The 14,591-nt window shown below is 61.2% G+C and carries 12 protein-coding genes; 6 read left to right on the top strand and 6 right to left on the bottom strand.

What is annotated here, in order from left to right:
* Positions 1-8 precede the first annotated feature (8 nt).
* From OOJ60_RS06085 to iolB, 4 genes are read left to right on the top strand one after another with little or no spacing between them, the layout of a single operon-like run.
* On the top strand, positions 9-1,142 hold the full coding sequence (locus tag OOJ60_RS06085) for a Gfo/Idh/MocA family protein (protein ID WP_205612404.1): 1,134 nt from the start codon (positions 9-11) through the stop codon (positions 1,140-1,142).
* A 12-nt stretch (positions 1,143-1,154) separates the two neighbouring features.
* On the top strand, positions 1,155-3,059 hold the full coding sequence (locus OOJ60_RS06080) for a bifunctional 5-dehydro-2-deoxygluconokinase/5-dehydro-2-deoxyphosphogluconate aldolase (protein WP_205612246.1): 1,905 nt from the start codon (positions 1,155-1,157) through the stop codon (positions 3,057-3,059).
* Positions 3,060-3,070: 11 nt separating this feature from the next.
* Positions 3,071-3,961 carry a myo-inosose-2 dehydratase gene (gene iolE, locus OOJ60_RS06075; protein ID WP_205612245.1) on the top strand — a complete coding sequence of 297 codons (891 nt, stop codon included), beginning with the start codon at positions 3,071-3,073 and terminating at the stop codon, positions 3,959-3,961.
* A gap of 9 nt (positions 3,962-3,970) precedes the next feature.
* Positions 3,971-4,786 carry a 5-deoxy-glucuronate isomerase gene (gene iolB, locus OOJ60_RS06070; protein WP_205612244.1) on the top strand — a complete coding sequence of 272 codons (816 nt, stop codon included), beginning with the start codon at positions 3,971-3,973 and terminating at the stop codon, positions 4,784-4,786.
* Positions 4,787-4,795: 9 nt separating this feature from the next.
* Here the strand turns inward: iolB and OOJ60_RS06065 are convergent, their stop codons facing one another.
* The 6 genes from OOJ60_RS06065 to OOJ60_RS06040 are packed head-to-tail and all read right to left on the bottom strand — an operon-like array spanning position 4,796 to position 12,102.
* Positions 4,796-5,188, bottom strand: coding sequence for a DUF4280 domain-containing protein (locus tag OOJ60_RS06065; protein ID WP_205612243.1), 393 nt, complete (start codon positions 5,186-5,188; stop codon positions 4,796-4,798).
* Positions 5,185-6,105, bottom strand: coding sequence for a type VI secretion system ImpA family N-terminal domain-containing protein (locus OOJ60_RS06060; protein ID WP_205612242.1), 921 nt, complete (start codon positions 6,103-6,105; stop codon positions 5,185-5,187). Before OOJ60_RS06060 ends, OOJ60_RS06065 begins: the two co-directional genes overlap by 4 nt.
* Positions 6,105-9,656, bottom strand: a complete 3,552-nt coding sequence (locus OOJ60_RS06055) for a type VI secretion system protein (protein ID WP_205612241.1) — start codon at positions 9,654-9,656, stop codon at positions 6,105-6,107. The genes OOJ60_RS06060 and OOJ60_RS06055 overlap by 1 nt, the downstream gene beginning before the upstream one ends.
* Positions 9,653-10,399 carry a DotU family type IV/VI secretion system protein gene (locus tag OOJ60_RS06050; RefSeq protein WP_042288408.1) on the bottom strand — a complete coding sequence of 249 codons (747 nt, stop codon included), beginning with the start codon at positions 10,397-10,399 and terminating at the stop codon, positions 9,653-9,655. Before OOJ60_RS06050 ends, OOJ60_RS06055 begins: the two co-directional genes overlap by 4 nt.
* Positions 10,383-11,720, bottom strand: coding sequence for a type VI secretion system baseplate subunit TssK (gene tssK / locus OOJ60_RS06045; protein WP_205612240.1), 1,338 nt, complete (start codon positions 11,718-11,720; stop codon positions 10,383-10,385). Before tssK ends, OOJ60_RS06050 begins: the two co-directional genes overlap by 17 nt.
* Before the next feature lies 1 nt (position 11,721).
* Positions 11,722-12,102: a T6SS protein Cts2N gene (locus OOJ60_RS06040; protein ID WP_229264093.1), complete on the bottom strand. Its 381-nt coding sequence runs from the start codon at positions 12,100-12,102 to the stop codon at positions 11,722-11,724.
* A 462-nt stretch (positions 12,103-12,564) separates the two neighbouring features.
* Here OOJ60_RS06040 and tssB point away from each other — a divergent pair, with 462 nt between their 5' ends.
* Together tssB and tssC are read left to right on the top strand one after the other, a co-directional pair.
* On the top strand, positions 12,565-13,077 hold the full coding sequence (tssB, locus tag OOJ60_RS06035; RefSeq protein WP_042289041.1) for a type VI secretion system contractile sheath small subunit: 513 nt from the start codon (positions 12,565-12,567) through the stop codon (positions 13,075-13,077).
* A gap of 18 nt (positions 13,078-13,095) precedes the next feature.
* Positions 13,096-14,577 carry a type VI secretion system contractile sheath large subunit gene (tssC, locus tag OOJ60_RS06030; protein WP_042288401.1) on the top strand — a complete coding sequence of 494 codons (1,482 nt, stop codon included), beginning with the start codon at positions 13,096-13,098 and terminating at the stop codon, positions 14,575-14,577.
* Positions 14,578-14,591: the final 14 nt, after the last annotated feature.

Genomic DNA, 14,591 nt, shown 5'->3' with positions numbered 1-14,591 from the left:
GGATCGTGATGAAAGAGGTACGTATTGGATTAATCGGCACCGGGTATATCGGCAAGGCGCACGCCATCGCCTATGCCCAGGCCCCGACGGTGTTCAACCTGCGCGGCAGGCTGGTGCGCGAGATGGTGGCCGAGGTAAACCCGACGCTGGCGGCAGAGCGCGCCCGGGCGTTTGGCTTCAACCGTTCAACGGGAGACTGGCGGGCGCTGGTGGCCGACCCGGCTATTGACGTGGTGGATATTTGCTCGCCCAACCATCTCCATAAAGAGATGGCGCTGGAGGCGATCCGCCACGGCAAGCACGTTTACTCGGAAAAGCCGCTGGCGCTGAACGCCCACGACGCGCGCGAGATGGTCGACGCCGCCAGGCGGGCAGGGGTGAAAACCCTGGTGGGCTTCAACTACATGAAAAACCCGACGGCGCAGCTGGCGAAGGAGATTATCGCCCGCGGCGAGATTGGCGAGGTGATCCACTTCTACGGCACCCACAACGAAGACTATATGGCCGACCCGCTGTCGCCCATTCACTGGCACTGCTTCGGGGAGACCGCCGGGCTGGGAGCGCTGGGCGACCTCGCGGCGCACATCGTCAATATGGCCCAGTACCTGGTGGGCGAGATTGAGCAGGTTTGCGGCGACCTGAAGATTGTGGTCCCGGAACGCCCGGCGAAGGCCGGATCGCCGGAAATGATTGCCGTCGAAAACGAGGATCAGGCCCACGCGATGGTGCGTTTTGCGGGCGGGGCGCAGGGTGTGATTGAAACCTCCCGCGTCGCCTGTGGCCGCAAGATGGGGTTGTCGTACGTCATCACCGGGACGAAAGGCGCCATCAGCTTTACCCAGGAGCGCATGGCCGAGCTGAAGCTCTATCTGCATGACGATCCGGTCAACCGCCAGGGGTTCCGCACGTTGCTGGTCGGCCCGGCACACCCGGAGTACGCCGCGTTCTGCATGGGCGCGGGCCACGGGATCGGTTTTAACGACCAAAAAACGGTGGAGGTGCGCGACCTGGTGGACGGCATTGCCGCCGACGCGCCGATGTGGCCGGACTTCGAAGAGGGCTGGAAGGTGTCGCGCGTGCTGGACGCCATCGCACTCTCGCACCAGCAGGGCCGCTGGCTGAACGTGAATGACATTGTCTGAAGAGGTATCAACGTGGAAAAGCAGTTTGATGTGATATGCATGGGCCGCGTGGCGGTAGACCTCTACAGCCAGCAGATTGGCGCCCGCCTGGAGGATGCGTCGAGCTTCGCCAAATATCTCGGCGGATCGTCCGGCAACGTGGCGTACGGTACCGCGCGTCAGGGCCTGCGCTCGTCGATGCTGGCGCGCGTGGGCGATGAACATATGGGCCGCTTCCTGCGGGAAGAGTTAAATCAGGTGGGCTGCGACACCAGCCATCTGATCACCGATAAAGAACGCCTCACGGCGCTGGTGCTGCTCGGCATTAAAGACCGGGACACCTTTCCTCTGATTTTTTACCGCGATAACTGCGCGGATATGGCGATTACCGCCAGCGATGTGGACGAAAGCTACATCGCCTCCGCACGGTGTCTTGCCATCACCGGGACTCACCTTTCTCACCCTCAGACCCGCGAGGCGGTGCAGACGGCGCTGGGCTATGCCCGCCGTCACGGCGTGCGCACGGTGCTGGACATCGATTACCGCCCGGTGCTGTGGGGGCTGACCTCCCTGGGCGACGGCGAAACGCGCTTTATTCCCGCCGATCGGGTCACCCGCGAGCTGCAGGAGGTGCTGCACCTCTTCGACGTCATTGTCGGCACCGAAGAGGAGTTCCACATTGCGGGCGGCAGCACGGATACCTTACAGGCGCTGGAAAGGGTGCGCGACGTGAGTCAGGCCACGCTGGTCTGCAAGCGCGGCGCGCTCGGCTGCTCGGTCTATACCGGCGCCATTCCGCCACGGCTGGACGACGGCCTGACGGTGACCGGCGTGCGCGTGGAGGTGCTGAACGTTCTCGGCGCGGGGGACGCGTTTATGTCCGGCCTGCTGCGCGGCTACCTGAACGACGAGGGCTGGGAGCAGGCGTGCCGCTACGCCAACGCCTGCGGCGCGCTGGTGGTCTCGCGCCACGGCTGCGCCCCGGCGATGCCGAGCAAAATCGAGCTGGACGATTATCTCTCTCGCGCCGCGCTCGTTCCGCGTCCGGATCTCGATCCGCGCCTGAACCATCTGCACCGGGTCACCACCCGCCGCCGCGAGTGGCCGGAGCTGTGCGTGATGGCCTTCGATCACCGCAGCCAGCTTGAGGATATGGCTATACAGTGCGGCGCGTCGCTCGGGCGCATTCCGGCCCTGAAGCAGCTGATCCTGCAGGCCAGCCGCGAAGCGGCGAGCCGCGCCGGGCTGGAGGGCAAAGCCGGTCTGCTGTGCGACGGCACCTTTGGCCAGGATGCGCTCAACGCCATTACCGGTGAAGGGTGGTGGATCGGGCGGCCCATTGAGCTGCCGGGCTCCCGTCCGCTGGAAATGGAGCACGGCAATATCGGCACCCAGCTTATCAGCTGGCCGCAGGAGCACGTGGTGAAGTGCCTGGTCTTTTTCCATCCGGAAGATGCCCACGGCCTGCGCCTGGAGCAGGAGCAGAAAATTGCCGAAGTCTACCGCGCCTGCTGCCGGTCCGGGCATGAGCTGCTGCTGGAGGTGATCCTGCCCGCGACCATGCCGCGCAGCGACGAACTTTACCTGCGCGCCATCTCCCGCTTCTACAACCTGGGCATTTACCCGGACTGGTGGAAGCTGCCGCCGCTCTCGACCGACGGCTGGGCGTCGCTCGGCGAAATTATCGAACGCCGGGATCCGCACTGCCGCGGGGTGGTGATCCTCGGGCTGGACGCGCCGGCCGAACAGCTACGCGCCGGGTTTAACGCCGCGGCGGGGCACGATTTGGTGAAGGGGTTTGCCGTGGGGCGCACGCTGTTCGGCGACGCTTCCCGCGCATGGCTGAAGCACGATATCGACGATGCGCAACTGGTGGCGCGCATCCGGGACAATTACCTGCAGCTTATCGCCTGGTGGCGCGAGCGCGGGCACGCATAATGGAGACGACAATGAGTGTACAACTGGGCATTAACCCGCTGACGTGGACGAACGACGATCTGCCTTCGCTCGGCGCGGAGACGCCGCTGGAGACCTGTCTGAGCGAAGGCAAAGAGGCCGGTTTTGCCGGTTTCGAACTGGGCAACAAATTCCCGCGCGAAGCGCGCCTGCTTGGCCCCATTCTGCAGCGCCACGACCTGCAGCTGGTCTCCGGCTGGTACTCCGGCCGCCTGCTGGAGCGCAGCGTGGAGGAGGAGATTGCCGCCGTGCAGTCGCACCTGACGCTGCTGCGCGAGCTGGGGGCGAAGGTGCTGGTCTTTGCGGAGGTGAGCGGCTGCATTCACGGCGAGCAGCAGACGCCGGTGCACCTGCGCCCGCGCTTCCCGCAGGATCGCTGGAAGGAGTACGGCGAGAAGCTCACCGAATTTGCGCGCTATACACAGCGGCAGGGAGTGCAGATTGCCTACCATCACCATATGGGCACGGTGATTGAGTCCGCCGACGACGTGGACAACCTGATGACCCATACCGGCGAAGAGGTCGGGCTGCTGCTGGACACCGGGCATCTGACCTTTGCCGGGGCCGATCCGCTGGCGGTGGCGCAGCGCTGGGCGTCGCGCATCAACCACGTCCACTGCAAAGACGTGCGCGCCGACGTGCTGGCGGACGTCAAAAACCGCAAAACCAGCTTCCTCGACGCGGTGCTGAGCGGCGTATTTACCGTGCCAGGCGACGGCTGCGTGGATTACCCGCCAATCATGCAACTGCTGAAAGCGCAGGACTATCACGGCTGGCTGGTGGTGGAAGCTGAGCAGGATCCGGCGATTGCTCACCCGCTGACCTACGCCCGTCTGGGCTATAACAACCTGAGCCGCCTGGCGCGCGACGCCGGGCTTTTCTGAGGAGGTGTCATGTCACGTCTGTTATCACGCTGGCAACTGCCGAACGCTGAGGGACGCACCCAGTCCGTCACGCCCCACGGCGCGGGCTGGGGATATGTTGGCTTTGAGGCCTATGAACTTCAGGAGGGGCAGGAGCTGACGCTGCCCGCGGTCAGCGAAGAGCGCTGTCTGGTGCTGGTGGCCGGGCGCGCCTCCATCAGCACGCCATCCGCGCGGTTTAACGACATCGGGGAGCGGATGAGCCCGTTCGAGCGCATCAAGCCGTGGGCGGTTTACGTCACCCCGCTGGAGGCGGTCCAGGTGAAGGCGCTGACGAGGCTGGAGCTGGCGGTCTGCGCCGCTCCCGGCAAAGGCGCGTATCCGACGCGGCTGATTGCCCCGCAGGATATCGACGGCGAAGCGCGCGGCAAGGGGCACAACCAGCGCTACGTGCACAACATTCTGCCGGAAGACAAGCCCGCCGACAGCCTGCTGGTGGTGGAGGTGTGGACCAGCGAGGGCTGCACCAGCTCGTATCCGAGCCACAAGCACGATACGGATAACCCGCCGCAGGAGACCTACCTGGAGGAGACCTACTATCATCGCCTCAACCCGGAGCAGGGGTTCTGCATGCAGCGCGTCTACACCGATGACAGAACGCTGGACGAGTGCATGGCGGTCTACAACCGCGACGTGGTCATGGTGCCGAAGGGCTACCATCCGGTGGCGACGATGGCCGGGTATGACAGCTATTACCTCAACGTGATGGCCGGGCCGGTGCGCAAATGGATGTTCACCTGGGAAGACGATCACACGTGGATTAATCGCGATTATCCCGCCAGGTGAACAGGAGAATTACGTCACGATGGTCGTCACCTGTCCCGGAAACACAATCTGAATCACGCCGCCCCAGTTGCACATCAGCTTCGACTGCGCGGTCAGGGCGGGCATGCCGCCCACCAGTATTGTCGGCGAACCGGGCATCCAGGGAGCTATGGTCACGGGAATGCAGGGCATCGGCGTCAGCACCCCGAGCGCCGCGGCGGTCGCGGCGGCCACGGTCGGGTTAGCCATACTGCTGCACATCCCGAACGGCAAAATGTTCACGAACGATTTGTTGTCCATGATATTCGCCATCGGCATGCTGTTTACCAGAGTACGGCTGATGGGCACTACGCACAGCGGGGAAGGCGCGAGGCCAAACGAGCATTGCAGCGTCGCGCCATTACATACTCCTGGACAACTCATGGTAAGACTCCCAGTTGCCGCCACAGTCGGCGGGCGGCCTCATCGCCGCTGATCAGTTCATTAAGCAACTCCGGCAGCGGCGTATTTCCCCACACACAGGCGCGCTGCAACAGGTAGGGCACCGGGCTGTGCGGCTCGGTGCTCTGCAAATAATCCGCGATCTGCCTGAGCATCTGATAGGCTTCTTCGCGGCTGCCGAAAGCCGCTCCATGGACAGGCATCGGTGCGGCTGGTTGCGCGGCTGGCAGTATCTGTTCAGGCAGTGCGCTGCCCAGTGCCTGTTGACAGGTTTTAATCTTTTGCTCCAGGTGGGTAAATGAGGGGGCAGAAGCCTCTGGCCAGTGCTGGCAGACGGCGTTCAGGCGTTGCAGCCATTCCAGGCTTGTCGCCAGCGCCTGCACAATCGGCGCCTGCTTCTCGGGGGAGAGAAATCTGGCAACGTTGCCCTGCTGCCACCCCGTCAACGACACGCTCTCATCCTCGGATAAAAACAGCGGCGCGTCAGCCACCAGCAGCGCGTAGCGCTGTGCCAGCCAGCTAAGCGGCGCGGCGCGATAGTCGTAATCACCCGCTTGAATTTGTGGATGCAACTCTGTCGGATAACGCTCCAGCGCCAGTACGGGCAGCGCCAGCGCATCGGGCAGGGCGAGCAGCCCGCGCAGACGCAGCCACGCCTCGCCGAGCCAGCCCATGATCACCAGATCTTTACTGCCCGTGACGGTCAGTTCGCTGGCAATGCGGGCGACCGCTTCCCAGTCAGCGCGCCGGGGCGTGCTTTGCCAGACGCCGGTAGGCAGCGTCTCGTCATCCTGCTGGCGTGCGGCGACCAGTTGGTCAAACTCTGGCGAGTAGCGTATCGACTCGCCGCAGGGGCAGTCGGCGCGGACAGGGGCCAGCAGTGCTTCAATATGTTCCATTAATCCTCTCCTGATAATCCTTGTTCGGTGAGCCTTACCCAGGGCAACGGCGCTTTACCTTCCACATCCAGTAGCACTACCTGTAAATACACGGTGGTCGTTGCGCGCAGTTGACCGTCGCCCACGGGAAGGGTGAAGCGCAGCGGCAGCGGCTGGGCCAGTGCGCTGCCGACGCGCTGTTGTGCAATCATTCGCAACAGCGACCACGCGCCTTGCCAGCGCCAGCGCCCCGTATCGCCGACAACGGTTATGCCTGGCTGTGATGCGCCCGGCAATGGCCGCCATGCGGAGTTTTTCGCCCAGCGCAGGCTTACGCTCAGAGCGTCGCCGCTGCGCCAGTGCAGATCCACCTCTGCGCCGCCGGGGTAGCTGAGGGTCTGTTGATTTCCGCTCAGCCGCCAGTCGACTATTTGATCTGCGCCGGACTCGTTATTGCGCGAAGTGCGCCAGAGGACGCGTACCGCAACGCCCTTCGGTGAGACGAGAGCCGCCAGCAGCGGTTTTGCCGCTGCCAGTTGTTGGATCAGCGGCGGCTGTCCGGTCAGAGATTCCGGCGGCAGCGTATCAAGCAGTACGGTAAGTTCGCGGACCCGATCGACATCTGCGTCCGGCGCGTGCGGCACGGCGGTAAACGGGAAATGCCCCGCCAGCCAGACGTTATACAGGTTGAAGATCTTCTGCGTCGTGCTGACGCTGGCCTGCTGGCGCAACTGACGGCAGTTTTGCTGCGCGGCGCCGACCAGCGCTGTCAGCGACTGGCTGTAAAAATCATTGCCGCCGGAGGCGGTGAACTGCGCCAGTTCGCTCTGGCAGTTTTGCGCGGTCAGGGTCGGCAGCGCGGTTGCGAGGGTGGTCATTTGCGCCGGGGGACTGGTCGGGTCCTGCTGTAGCAGACGCTGCATGGCGTTCAGGGAATTAACCCAGCGGACGATTTGCTGATTCTCCGCCGCCGACAGCCATGGGCGTTGTCCGTCAAGCCAGGTGACGTCCTGTTGATAGCGGGTGAGCGTGGCGGAGATCTGTTCCGCCTGGGCCGTCGACCAGGCGGCGATCCGTTCGCCACTGGCCTGCGCCTGCTCCGGCGTGGCGTAGGCAATCGCGGGAGGCGCCATGTTTGGCAGCAACGCGCCGCCCTGCTGGCTCACCCGCGCCATGACCTGCGCTGCGATTTGCTGGCGCAGCCGGGCGGCGAGCTGTGGTCGGGCGAGTTGACTAAAGGCGTCGATTACCCGGTCCGCATCGGCAATGCTGACAGCGCTTCCTTGCGCCGAATCTGGCGCGTCCGCATACAGCGCCAGGTTCATGGCGTTCTCCACCGCGTTCTGCGCCAGCGCGACCAGCTTTGGCCGCCACAGACTGTCAGGCAATTGCTGGACATAGCGCTGGTAACCGCTGAACAACTGCTGTGCCTGCTGCAACTGAAGTACGCCAGGATAGCCTGTGCTGGCTATCGGCGTCAGGTCCACGCCACGCTGCCAGAAAGGGTGGTTGAGCAGATCGCGCAGACTTTTTTGCAGGGCGAGAATATCCGGCGAAACGCTGAAATTGCCATCTGGTGACTGTTCGGTTAATGAAGAAAAATGCAGCCGCGAATCATCCACTTGCGCCATGAAGCGCTGGCGTAGCAGCGCTTCATGGCGTAGCAATTGCGGAATGACGCGATTGTCGATAAGCCGCAGACCGCGCGCCTGGGTCAGTAGCTCATCAAGGGGAAGCCGGACAGGGGAGTGCGCCGCGTCGCGGCTCAGGTTGTTGATGGTCGCCAGCGTTGCCTGTAGACGACCAATCTGGCGCACCAGCGAGCGGACAAACAGTGGCGTGATCCGCGTATCGTTACTGAACAGCGCCAGGAGTTTCTCCAGCCGTTCTTCGCTGTCATCGAGACTGGCGTCCCCATAGTTCTGTTCCAGCCAGCGCATCGTTTCACGAGAAAACAGCTCGCTGTTTCGCCGGGTCAGTTCGCTGGCGTCCGGTAGATGCAGAGGGGCGATGTTGAGAGTGGCGAACAACGCATTCAGGCTGTCTTGCGCGGGCAAAGAATCAACGTCAACGGTGACCCCCCAGATGGAGGACGAGACGTTCGCCAGCGTCGTGACTGTCGGCTGTTTTACCTGCAATAGCTGAAGTAGCGGCAGATAGCGGGTCTCCATCTGCTTTGTTTCTCCCAGCAGCGCCTCAATCTGCCGGTAGCGTTCGTCCGGCAGCAGATCTTCCCGCGCGTCCTCTTCGTTGCTCAGGACGTGGTTTTGCTGACAGACGCCGTTAGCGGCGGGCAGCAGCAGGCTGGTCAGGGTGGCGCTATGCAGGGTCTCGCGCAGCTTGCCGTCCGTACGGCTGAACAGCGAACCCGGCCAGACAACGGAGCTGAACTGCCACTGCGGAATGGCATTGAGAATGCGCCAGTAAAAAGCGGCTGTACGCTCGCCGGGCGCGCCGGGTTCTGCGGTCTGGCTGGCGAGCAGTTGCAGGCGATCGTGCAGCAGCAGGGCGTTGGTGTGCTGATACTGCCAGCGCCAGGTCATCACGGCCAGCCACAGCACGCACAGGCAACTGTAGCAGGTGAGGGTAACAAACTGCCGTCGCAGGTTCAGACGCAGCAGTCGGCGAACCGGCATCGCCAGTCCGCGTTCGGCGGCGATTTTCCCGTCCAGCAGGTTCTGGCAAAACTGCATCTGCGGCTTATCGTCCGTTATGCTGCGGGCAACGAACCAGATGCCGCGCAGCAACGGCGGCTCGTCACGGGCATTGTTGCTGAGTAGCGAATCAAAATAATCATGCAGCGGCGTGGCGAGGGGCAGAAAAGACGCCGGCAGGCGAAACAACGACGGGGGAGTCTGCCCATTCAGGGCGCCGAGTTCGCAAATTACCTGACGCAGGGCGTGACGGGTGTTGTCCAGCGCATCGTCGATCCACTGCGGCTTCCAGACAGCCTCCCGGGCCACCGGAATGGGGCTGCCAATAGCACTGCGTCGCGCCTGCTCCGGCAGCATTTCCAGCAGCGCCTGCATGCCGTCCAGGCTCTCAAGACCGCCGATCAGCAAATAAATCGGCAGGCTTAGCCCGCACACCTGTTGGATCTGTTGGCAGTTATTGAGCAACTGAACGCGGGTATTATCGCCGCCGATCAGCGATTCCAGCGGCAGAGTGACGATCAGCGCATCGAGCGGGCGCTGGGGGCGGCTTCTTACCAACGCCGCCAGGGTTTTTTGCCATTCGTTCTGGCGGATAAGATGTTTCTTGCCGGGGTTTTGCAGGGCCTGGGGCACACAGAGCAGGCTGCACTGCGGATTAAACCACCACTGTCCAAACCAGTGCTCCAGCCCGTCGGTGAGTGACCAACTGCGACAGAGCAGGCGATTCATTTCTTCGTCGCCCAGCATCAAAATACGCGTACTGTCATAGCGATCCTGCCCGCCACAGGCTCGCTGTATCTCCTTCTGCGCGCGGTTAAAGGCGTTATTACGGTAGTCCCATTGCCACCAGACGACCCAGCAGGTCAGCGCCAGTAAAACCAGTACGATAATCACCAGCGTCAGCCAGGGCTGCGTCATGGTTTATCCCCTCCGCAGATCTGGCCGATCGAAAAGGTCGGCAGCGTAGTGGCGCCAATGGCGTCTTCAATGCTCAGCCAAAGCCGCTGGCTTAACAGCAATAGCGCCAGCAGGACGATGATGCCAATCAGGTGCAGGCGCGAGTTGTCGGGTAAGCGTCGGCGGAGCGGGAGCTGTAGCGGCGAACCCAATGAGTTGGCGTCAAGCCGTGCTGCGATCCCGTCAGCCGCCGCGTCCTGCTGGAAGGCGAAGCGCCAGAGTAGCCGGCAGGTCTCCTGATGCGCCTGAGCATCAAAATCGCTGCGTCTGACGCCAAAGCCGAGCGTCAGGCAGCGCAGGTAGAGGGCGGCCAGATCGCGCTCGGCTGGGTTGCGCGCTTCAAGCAGGGTTTGCACGCGCAGAGGAAAACGATCGCCCGCGCTGTGGCTCTGCCACAGGTGATATTCCAGCGGGCACGTCTGCCAGAAGCTCAGCGCGGGCCAGTCGCTGTAGAGTACGGTTTCATCAATCAGCGCCACCAGGGCATAAACCGCGGCATCGATATGCGCATGGAACGGTGCGCCCAGCTCAAGGTTCAGACGTCGGCCATATTCCGCCACCGTCTGGCAACTGTAGTCAAACGCCTCGCGGTGCAGTTCTGGCGGGGGAAGCGTGGTGCTTTTCCAGTGTTCAAACTGTGCCAGCCAGCGGGAAAATACGTCGTCAAACAGGCGACAGGCGGGCATATCAGGCGCGATCGGCATCGTCGTGATCCTCCTGGCGGTAAAGCACAATCCGTTCCGGTATGACGTCGGTTTCATGTAGCGGCGCGATAACCAGCGGCGTCTCTTTTTCAAACCACTGCGTGGTGAGGGTCAGCGAGAACAGGGCGATGGCGGGGTCGGTTTCCCATTCTCCGCGCTTCTCTGCCGCCAGTGGCGTAATGCCCATGCCGTGCATCCGCTGGCGTCGCAGGATCGCCAGAAACGGCTGGCTGGCAATCAGGCTTTGCCGGAGCCAGGACTCCGCCGACAGCGTGCTGCTGTGCGGCATCAGCACGCCGAGGGTTATCCGTTCCCCGGCGTTAATCCCCGTCGGCAACATCAACGCGAAGTGGTTCTCCTGGTGGCTGAAGTGCAGCCGCAGCAGGCGACGGCGGATACGGGCAAGCTGAGTGTTCAGTTGGGTAAAGAGTGTGGCGAAGCCGGGCAGCATGTCTTGATAGTCAAACCTGGGCAGCAGCGGCAGGGTTTTCTCGTCGCTGAGGATTGCCGTCTGGCCGGTAAACAGACAGAGCGCGCGCCAGAGGTCGAGCGGGTGCGGCTTGCCGCTGTTCAACAGGCACTCCAGCAGCGGCAATGCTCCCTGCAGGCTTTGTAGCGACAGGGCCAGCCTGAGCCAGTCGGTAGTCTGCTGATTCTGCTGCGCTAACTGCATCTCCCGGCTAAGAAAAAGGATTTTTTCCCGCGCCTGTAGACAGAGGTGACGGGTATGGCGAATCAGGTAGCTGCTTTCGCTCAGCGCCGGCGTGGGCGCGAACCAGTCGTTTTGCCGGAAGCCGCCTTCGGTATAAACAACCTGAAGCAGCGGCAGACAGACGGAGTCGGTACGTTCGTGCTGGCTGATTAGCCGCGGCGTGGGCTGCCAGAGCGGAATGCTTTCGGGAAACTCGCCGCTGGCGAGATCGGGCAGCGGCGCGCTGTTAATGGAGCGATAGCGGGTATTCATGAGTTGCCAGATCCCCGCGCGGTTTGCCGGAGCAACGGCCAGCCAAAGCGCGTGCGCGCTGTCGGGAGAGGCTGGCAGCAGGGCGGCGCAGTCAAATTCCAGCGGCGGATCGCGGCTGATATCGTAGTCCACCGGCAGACCGTCGGGCATGATCGCTTCCAGGCGCAGCAGTCGCAGCGTTCCTGCGCACAGCGCCGCGTCATCCACTTCCATCCGGATGACGCCCCAGAAACAGGGGTTGGCGCAGTGGGCGAGGGCGGCAGCGAGGGCGTCGTTACGCAGCGACTGTAACTGAAAATGCTGGGGCAGCATCGCCATCCCTTCATACCAGCAAACCATTTCGGGAATTGCGTTCATATTACTTTCCTTGAGCAGACGCGATAACCGCCTCATCCGTCATCAACAGCAAATGCAGAGAATCCCGTTTGTCCAGCCGTAACCGGTGATCGCCTTCACTGCGGTAGCGGGCGAACAGCACCAGCGCTTCCGCCGGCGCGCCGCGAAGCGGGTTATCTTCGGCGACAAAGCGCGAACCGGGCACCAGTTCCAGAGACCAGACGCGGAGTCCGCCGGGGGCGTCGCGCAGCAACTGCGATCTGGCGTTAAACCATTGTGCCGCCGAAAGCGCCTGAATGGTGGGAACCAGCGAGGCGTCGGCAATAGCGACAATATCCACGGCGACAGGCGCGTTATCATTGGCATCGGGCGCCGTATCAATGGTGACTGCATTTAATTGCACTTGGGATTGCCACAATGAACAGGCGCAAATTTGCATGCAGAATAAACTGAATAAAATAATGTACAGCGAACGGCACAGGCTGGAAGTCATATAAAATCCTTTTATATCCCCGCTAAGAAAATAGTTAATGCAGGGAAAAGGTTTTTTGATTTAAATCATTATTTGGCACGGCATACAAAAGATAAATGTTAAATTTAACATATTCAAAGAGCGAATGTTTTCATCCCAAAATATTTTTTTGATTTTTGTTTGTTTGTAATTTATTGATTTTTATATATTAATTTTTTGTTGGTTGATTTTAATCAAATGGGAATGTCATGATGAATAAGTAAAAATTAGGTTGAAATTTATTTGTTGTTGTGTTTTTTATAACAGAAAGCGTTATTCAGGAGTCGTGCTCGCGAATTAAAAGGTGTCATATCTTTGACATCAGGAATATTTTTGCATAAAAAAGGATTGATCATGGCAGAAAGCATTCAGCATAAACTCAACAGAATAAGGCCGCCGCGCGTTCAAATTACTTATGATGTAGAAACCGGTGGTGCCATCGAGAAAAAAGAATTGCCTCTGGTTGTGGGTATTCTGGCTGATTTATCCGGCCAGCCCATTTCTCCGCCGGAAAAACTCCGCGAGCGTCGGTTCGTTGAAATCGACCGCGATAACTTTGATGACGTGCTCGCGTCCATCTCTCCCCGGTTGGCGATGCAGGTGAACAACCGTCTGGCGAACGATGGCAGCAAATTCAACGTCGAGCTGAATTTCAAAACCTTCGAAGACTTCACGCCCCTCAACATTATCAACCAGATTAAGCCCCTCCAGCGCCTGCTTCTTGCCCGCCAGCGTCTGCGCGATCTGCTGACCAAGCTGGACGGCAATGACGATCTGGACATGTTGTTGCAGAAGGTGATCACCGACAACGCCGAGCTACAGGCGCTGCGCCCGGCAACGGAAGACACTCCGGTGGATAACGCGTAACCGAAAAGGAGACGGACAATGGATAATGTTCAGGAACAGGTTGAAACCGGCGGGCAGACGGTCACGCTAAGCGTACTGGATCGTATCATTCAGGAAGGCCGCATGGCGCGCGACGAGCTACAGCAGACCTACGCGCGCGACATGCTGGAAGAGTTGGCGACGCAAATTCTTGACGAAGGCATGGTCGTGGAAAGCGACACCATCGCCATGATCAACTATCGCATTGCGCAAATTGACGAACTGATCAGCGCTCAGCTTAACGAAGTCCTGCACCACCCCGATATGCAGAAGCTGGAAGCCAGTTGGCGCGGCCTGCATCAGTTTGTGATGAATACCGAAACCAGCTCTCGCCTGAAACTGCGCCTGTTGAACGTTTCGCGTAAAGCGCTACAGGACGATCTGGAAAAAGCGGTTGAATTCGACCAGAGCACCTTGTTCAGGAAGCTGTATGAAGAGGAGTACGGCACTTTCGGCGGCAACCCCTACAGCGTGCTGGTTGGCGACTTTGAATTTGGCCGCCACCCGCAGGACGTGGCGCTGCTGGAGAAGATTTCGCAGGTGGCCGCTGCCGCTCACGCGCCGTTTATCGCCGCCGCCAGCCCGCGTCTGTTCGATATGGGATCGTTCGCCGAGCTGAGTGTGCCGCGCGATCTGGCGAAGATCTTCGAGAGCAGCGAGCTGATCAAATGGCGCTCCTTCCGCGAAAGCGAAGATTCCCGCTATGTGTCGCTGGTGTTGCCGCACGTGTTGCAGCGTCTGCCGTATGGGCCGGACACCGTGCCAGTGGAAGGGGTTAACTTTGTTGAGGACGTTGACGGGCTGGACGCCAGCAAATACCTGTGGGGCAACGCCGCCTGGGTGCTGGCTAACCGGATCACCGAGGCGTTCGCGCTCTACGGCTGGTGTGCGGCGATCCGCGGCGCGGAAGGCGGCGGACTGGTAGAACATCTTCCGGCGCACACGTTCTCCACCCCTTCCGGCGACATCAGCCTGCGCTGCCCGACGGAAATCGCCATTACCGATCGCCGTGAGAAGGAGCTTAACGATCTCGGCTTTATCGCCCTGTGCCACAAAAAGAATACCGATACCGCCGCCTTCTTTGGCGGGCAGACCACCAACCAGGCGAAGATCTACAACACCCCGGAAGCCAACGCCAACGCGCGCATTTCGGCGATGCTGCCCTATATCCTCGCCGCCTCCCGCTTTGCTCACTATCTGAAGGTGATCATGCGCGACAAGATCGGCAGCTTTATGAGCCGCGACGAGGTGGAAAGCTATCTCAACAACTGGATTGCCGACTATGTGCTGCTGCGCGACACCGCCCCGCAGGAGATCAAGGCGCGTTATCCGCTGCGTGAGGCGCGCATCGACGTCAGCGAAGTGCCCGGCAAGCCGGGGGTTTATCGCGCCGTAGTGTTTCTGCGCCCGCACTTCCAGCTCGAAGAGCTGACCACCTCGATTCGCCTGGTGGCGGAACTGCCGCCGCCGGCCGCGGCCTGATCGTTAAGGAGATA

The organism is Citrobacter sp. R4, from assembly GCF_026719175.1.
Taxonomy (GTDB): domain Bacteria; phylum Pseudomonadota; class Gammaproteobacteria; order Enterobacterales; family Enterobacteriaceae; genus Citrobacter_A; species Citrobacter_A sedlakii.
This window is presented reverse-complemented; position numbering and strand designations above follow the sequence as displayed.

Bases quoted from the DNA above. Each gene is read 5' to 3' on its own strand.
- OOJ60_RS06085 (WP_205612404.1), top strand. From the start codon at position 9: ATGAAAGAGGTACGTATTGGATTAATCGGCACCGGGTATATCGGCAAG.
- iolE (WP_205612245.1), top strand. From the start codon at position 3,071: ATGAGTGTACAACTGGGCATTAACCCGCTGACGTGGACGAACGACGAT.
- iolB (WP_205612244.1), top strand. From the start codon at position 3,971: ATGTCACGTCTGTTATCACGCTGGCAACTGCCGAACGCTGAGGGACGC.
- OOJ60_RS06065 (WP_205612243.1), bottom strand. From the start codon at position 5,188: ATGAGTTGTCCAGGAGTATGTAATGGCGCGACGCTGCAATGCTCGTTT.
- OOJ60_RS06060 (WP_205612242.1), bottom strand. From the start codon at position 6,105: ATGGAACATATTGAAGCACTGCTGGCCCCTGTCCGCGCCGACTGCCCC.
- OOJ60_RS06055 (WP_205612241.1), bottom strand. From the start codon at position 9,656: ATGACGCAGCCCTGGCTGACGCTGGTGATTATCGTACTGGTTTTACTG.
- OOJ60_RS06050 (WP_042288408.1), bottom strand. From the start codon at position 10,399: ATGCCGATCGCGCCTGATATGCCCGCCTGTCGCCTGTTTGACGACGTA.
- tssK (WP_205612240.1), bottom strand. From the start codon at position 11,720: ATGAACGCAATTCCCGAAATGGTTTGCTGGTATGAAGGGATGGCGATG.
- tssB (WP_042289041.1), top strand. From the start codon at position 12,565: ATGGCAGAAAGCATTCAGCATAAACTCAACAGAATAAGGCCGCCGCGC.
- tssC (WP_042288401.1), top strand. From the start codon at position 13,096: ATGGATAATGTTCAGGAACAGGTTGAAACCGGCGGGCAGACGGTCACG.